We start from the raw sequence: 5,636 nt of genomic DNA, 5'->3' as shown, positions 1-5,636 counted from the left end.
GCCCGGGCGGCGGCGCGGGCGGCCCGGGCGGCGGCGCGCCGGCCGCCGGCCCGTTCGGCCGCGAGGGCGGTGAGCAGTTCCTCCCAGCGGGCGGTGGCGCCGGCGGGGGCGAAGCCGGCGGCGCGCTCGGCGGCGGCGGCGCCCAGGTCGAGGCGGAGCCGTTCGTCCTCGACGAGCCGGACGAGCCGGTCGGCGAGGAGCTCGGTGTCGTCGACGGGGACGAGCAGGCCGGTGCGGCCGTCGGCGACGACGTCGCGGACGACGCCGGGGCCGTCGAAGCCGACGACGGGGACGCCGGCGGCCTGGGCCTCCATCAGGGAGTGGCCGACGGCGTCGGAGCGGGCGGTGCTGAGGGCGATCGACGCCTTGGCCCACTCCTCGGCGGGGTGGGTGGCCTCGCCGACGAGCTGGACGGTGCCGTGCAGGCCGAGCTGGTCGCGGCGGCGGCGCAGGGCGCCGCCGAGCGGTCCGTCGCCGAGGATCCGCAGGGTCCAGGTGGGGTGGAGCGGGGAGACCCGGGCCCAGGCGGCGAGGGCCGCGGCGACGCCGGCGTTCTCCTCCAGGCGGGCGGCGAGGGTGACGATCCGGGTCCGGAGGGTGGAGCGGGGGCGGAAGCCCTCGGGCAGCGAGGGGGGTACGACGTGGAGGCGGGGGGCGGCGGCGCCGAAGGTCTCGGCGTACCACTCGTGGGAGCGGGGGCCGGGCAGGACGACGGCGTCGAAGCCGGCGGTGTGGCGCAGCAGCGGTTCGTGGGCGGCGGGCCCGGCGACCTCGGAGGCGTCCTGCTCCAGGTGGACGAGGAGGGTGTCGGCGGGGGCGGAGCGGGCGGCGAGCGCCATCAGTCCGGGGGTGGTGGTGACGAGGACGTCGGTGGTGAGGGTGGTGAGGGCGTACTCGGCCTCGATGTCGGTGAGCCGGTTGTGGGCGTCGTCCCGGCGGCCTTCGACGACCTCGCTGGGGCGGGCGGCGAGCGCGGCGGCGAGGGCCGCGTCGGGGCCGCCCTCGCGGACGGGGCGCCGCTGGGGTCCGGCGGCCTCGACGAGGAAGGTGACGGGCACGCGCGGGTCGGCGGGGGCGAACCTGCGGCGGCGGGCCTTGAGGAGGCTGAGGACGGAGACCTCGTGCCGGTCGGCGAGTTCGGACGCCAGGTGGAGCACGGCGCGCTCGGGGTCCCCGAGGACGTCGACGGCAGGGAGCAGGAACGTTATTTTCACGGTGTGCGCTTCCTCAGGCCGTCTCTTCGACGCGGCGGCAGGTGAACCGGAGGTTCCCGGCGGGGGTGTAGCGGGGCTCCACCGACATCAGCGCGTCCTTGCGCGGGGCCACCACGACCGGGCGCATCGCGAGCACCCGCTGCGGGTCGCTGAGGTCGTGCAGCAGCCGCGCCACCCGGTGGGGGCGCCGCTCCCCCGAGTGCAGCAGGACGTCCCAGTGCTCCCGGCGGCCGGAGAGCGGGTACATCCCGGCCAGCGGGGCCTCGGCCCGCCAGACGCCCGGCTCCGTCTCGGTGAGCGCGCAGGGGATCCGCCGGCCGGAGGCGACGAACTCGCACCAGGGGTCCTCGGCCGGCAGCCCGACCAGCCGCAGCCGGACGTCGATCCGGGCGTGCTCGATGTGGACGTCCACCACCTCGGCGCCGGGGCGGGCCGGGGCGTGCCGCAGCCGGGCGCTGCCGGTGAGCGAGCGCCCGATCCGGTAGCGGTCGCCGCTGATCGGGGAGGCCGCCATGGGGCGGGTGGTGCCCCGGTAGGTGTGCGGGCCCTCGACCAGCAGCAGCGGATAGCTGCGGGTGCGGCGGCCGGTGCGGACGCTGAGCCGCAGCCGGGTGGCGCCGGTCCTGACCGGGACGCCGCCGGTCCCGGCGCCCAGCAGCACGGCGGCGTCGACGAGGACGCGGCCGGAGCGGTCGGTGTGCACCCGGGCCGGGCTGCGGTGCGGCGAGCGGCCGCGGCCGAGGAGCAGTTCGGCGCCGTCCGCCGCGCGGGCCGCGGCCGGCAGCTCGGCGTGCAGGTTCATCGTCTGGCCGTCGAGCACGGCGGCGTACAGCACCCGGGCGGAGCGGCGGCCGCGCAGCGGGAGGAAGACGGAGCGCAGCAGCCGGGCCCGCAGCGGGACGGCGATCCGGTGCACGGCGGCTCGGCGCGCCCGGCCCAGGCGCGTGCGTATGGAGCCCATCAGTAGGCACATCCCAGGTCGGTCAGTCGGCGGGTGGGGAGCCCCACGGCGTCCGTGCGCTCGTACGGGCTCGGCACCGGGAAGTAGTCGTCGAGGAAGCGCCGCACCATCCGCTCCTGCGCGTCCCGGTCCTCGGGCACGACGGTGTCGTTGATGCAGAAGGTGTCGAAGTCGCGGCGGGCGGAGAGCCGGTCCAGGCGTTGCTGGGCGGCCCGGTCGCCGATGTCGATGTAGACGTACCGCAGGTCGCCGACGGTGGCGCGGGCCGAGTGGTAGGCGAAGTAGTGGTGCAGCGACGAGGCGATCGGCACGTCCTGCGGGGAGCGGAAGCGGGCGTGCTGGGTGGTGTGGTGGGCGCGCGCGTAGGTGCGCTCGATCTCGTCGAGGACGCTGCGGCGCAGGGCGTGCGGGGTGTGCTTCATCTTCTGCGAGACGAAGGTGCCGAACTGCTGGGCGATCAGGCCGCGGCTGTTCTTGCCGGCGGCGTTGACCGGGAGGTCCTCGGGGAGGGCGCGGCCGGTCGGGATGAGCGCCTTGGACGTGAAGAACTTGCTGAGCCCGTTGGCGTGGAAGAAGTGCCCGAGGGGGGTCGGCCGGCCGAAGAACACGTCGTCGTTGAGGTAGAGGAAGTGCTCCGACAGGTCGTGGATGTGGTGGAGCTGGCTCTCGATGGCGTGCGAGTTGAAGGTGGGCAGCGCGGCCGGGTCGGAGAAGATCTCCCGGTGGTCGACGACCCGGAGGCCGGGGTGGTCGAGGTCGAGCCAGCCGGGCACCTGGCCGGCCGTCACCAGGAAGACGTTCCGCACCCAGGGCGCGTACTGGTGGATCGAGCGCAGCGAGTAGCGCAGCTCGTCGCGGCTGGTGAAGCGGGCGTCGTTGGCGGCCTGCTCGTGCAGGGCGGGGCCGCCGCCGGCCGCGAGGCCGAGGAGCCGGCGGGTGCTCTCCTTGCTGTCGCGCCAGACCGGGTCGTCGGAGTCCACCCAGGTGTAGACGACGTCGACGGGGAAGGTGTGGTCCTCCGGCAGCTGCGCGGTGAACTCGGGCAGGGTGCGGGCGTGGCCGGTGGTGTACCGCCCGGGCACCGGGCTGAAGAGGGCCTGCGGGGCGGTCACGGTGGGGGCGTCGGCGGGGGCCTGGGCGACCACCCGGTTGGGGCGGGGGGCGACCAGCTCGCCGTCCTCCTCCTCCCAGAACTCCAGGTCGCAGCCGGAGCCGGCGCCGAAGACGAGCCGGCCGGTGGGGTCGCAGACGACCCAGGCGATCCGCACGACCGCGGCGGAGCGCAGCCGGCGCCAGGTGGCGGGCTGGGCGCCGGGGCGCATGTCGCCGGCGCCGCCGCCGACGTAGCAGGGCTCCTGGCCGCAGGCGTGCGCGATCAGGTCCTCGGCCTCCTCGCGGAGGCGGGCCGGGACGGCGACGGCGGGGAGGCCCTTGGCGGTGCCGCGGACGCAGAAGTACGGGAGGCCGGCGTCCTCCAGGAGGCCGACGAGGAGGTGGAGGTTGCGGGCGCGGGCGGCCCACTCGGTGATGCCGGGGATCTCCAGGGCGCGCAGGTGGCGGCCGGCGTCCTGGACGACCCGGACCGTGCCGCGTTCGGCCTCGCCGGTCCGGCGTCCGGCGACGGCGCGGGCCACGACGGCGGAGCGGGCGGAGTCGATCTGGGTGAGGGTGCGGGCCACCGACTGGCGGACGGGCTGCGGGATGCCGGCGACGATGCGGCGCCGGGCGCGGACGGGCACCAGGTTCCGGTAGGCGGAGACGAGCGCGCTGGATTCGGGGTTGCGAGAGGTCGCCACCGTGCTCAGCCCACCATTTCCACTCCACACGCATGCGCGGCATGCGCCCGGAACCACGCACGTGCCCGGATCTGACCAGTCCCGGACTCAACGCTGAACTCCGGCCCCCCGAAGTGCCGGACCGCGGCGGGTCCGGACGAACGCGAGCGCGCTTCGCACGCACGACTCGCCGCTCGCACCGGATCTTCACATCCGAGCCATGTTTCGGACAACTTACAGCGGCCTTATTCGGCCTCCTGTTACGCAGCCGATATGTGAACGGCCCTCCTTGCCCCGATTGGTCCCTGATGGGGCGCTGATGGGTCCCCGAAAGATCCCGGGGAGTCCCCGGCCCGTCACCCCGTGTCGCACACCCGTCCGAGCGTCTGCCTATACTCCACGCTCACTCACCCCGCGCGCCGCCGTGCCGCCGCGCCGGCGCACCGGAGGCGCGGGCGCCGCCGAGCGCCCGAACGGTCACCAGAATCCGAGGAACCGCACACGATGAGCCAGGACACCCGCACGCCCGAGGCCGTCGGCGGACGCCGCGGCGCCGCCCCGCGCAAGCGCCGCACCGGCCGGATCGTCCTGCTGACGCTCCTGGTCCTGCTCCTCGCCGCGGGCGGCGGCCTCTACTGGGCGTACAGCAGCATCGACGGCAACATCAAGGGCGTCGACCTCACCGAGGCGCTCGGCGACGACCGCCCGGAGAAGCTGCCCACCAGCGGGCAGAACCTGCTGGTCCTCGGCTCCGACTCGCGCGCCGGCGACAACGGCGACCTGGCCGGCGGCGCGGTCGGCGGCGGCCGCTCCGACACCACCCTGGTGATCCACATACCCGAGGGCCGCACCCAGGCCGTCGCCGTCAGCATCCCGCGCGACACCCTGGTCACCCGCCCCGAGTGCGCCCGCGGCGACGGCACCACCGCCCCCTCCGCCCGGCGCGTGATGTTCAACTCCGTCTACGCCCAGTACGGCCCCGCCTGCGTGGTCAAGACCGTGGAGTCGATGTCCGGCGTCCGCCTCGACCACTTCGTGGAGATCGACTTCGCCGGCTTCAAGGACCTGGTCGACACCATCGGCGGGGTCACCGTCGACGTGCGGCGCCCCATCGACGACGACCACACCGGCCTCCACCTCGACGCCGGCCGGCAGAAGCTCGACGGCACCCAGTCGCTCGCCTTCGTCCGCACCCGGCACGGCGTCGGCGACGGCTCCGACCTCGGCCGCATCACCCTCCAGCAGCAGTTCCTCACCGCGCTGCTCACCGAGGTGAAGAACCAGGACCTGCTGGGCAGCCCCGCCAAGACGTACAAGATCGCCGACTCGGCGACCAAGGCGCTCACCACCGACTCCGAGCTCGCCTCCCTCACCGCGCTCAGCGAGTTCGGCCGCAGCCTCGACGGCGTCGACCCGCAGAACATGGAGACGATCATGCTGCCGGTCGCCTACGACGAGCGGGACCCGAACCGCGTGGTCCCCGCCGAGCCGCAGGCCACCCAGCTGTGGAAGGCGATCCGCGCCGACGCCGAGATCCCGGCCGCCGCGAAGAAGTCCCCCGCCACCGGCGGCTGAGCGGACGCCGCGCCCGACGCGCCGGTGCCCCGGTCCAAGGTCGCGGGCGTCGCGGTCCTCATGGAGCTGGGCTTCCTCCCGGGCCGGGCCCGCCTGGAGCCCGCCCTCCGG

The 5,636-nt window shown here is 75.2% G+C and carries 4 protein-coding genes; 1 reads left to right on the top strand and 3 read right to left on the bottom strand.

Translation table 11 applies throughout. The annotated features are described in order from the left end of the window. The 3 genes from AB0E83_RS11300 to AB0E83_RS11290 all read right to left on the bottom strand — a co-directional run. A partial coding sequence (locus AB0E83_RS11300; protein ID WP_362108999.1) for a glycosyltransferase occupies nt 1–1,214 on the bottom strand: 1,214 nt, incomplete at its 3' end. A gap of 13 nt (nt 1,215–1,227) precedes the next feature. Beyond that, entirely contained in the window at nt 1,228–2,175 is a 948-nt protein-coding gene (locus AB0E83_RS11295; RefSeq protein ID WP_362108997.1) for a hypothetical protein, read from the bottom strand. Then, entirely contained in the window at nt 2,175–3,971 is a 1,797-nt protein-coding gene (locus AB0E83_RS11290) for a stealth family protein (protein WP_362108995.1), read from the bottom strand. Before AB0E83_RS11290 ends, AB0E83_RS11295 begins: the two co-directional genes overlap by 1 nt. A gap of 483 nt (nt 3,972–4,454) precedes the next feature. Here AB0E83_RS11290 and AB0E83_RS11285 point away from each other — a divergent pair, with 483 nt between their 5' ends. Then, complete coding sequence (locus AB0E83_RS11285) at nt 4,455–5,525, top strand: LCP family protein (protein ID WP_362108993.1); 1,071 nt, start codon at nt 4,455–4,457, stop codon at nt 5,523–5,525. Nucleotides 5,526–5,636 lie beyond the last annotated feature (111 nt).

Source organism: Streptomyces sp. NPDC035033, from assembly GCF_040636735.1.
Classification (GTDB): Bacteria; Actinomycetota; Actinomycetes; order Streptomycetales; family Streptomycetaceae; genus Streptomyces.
The sequence above is the reverse complement of the archived record's forward strand: the minus strand, read 5'-3'. Positions and strand labels throughout refer to the sequence as shown.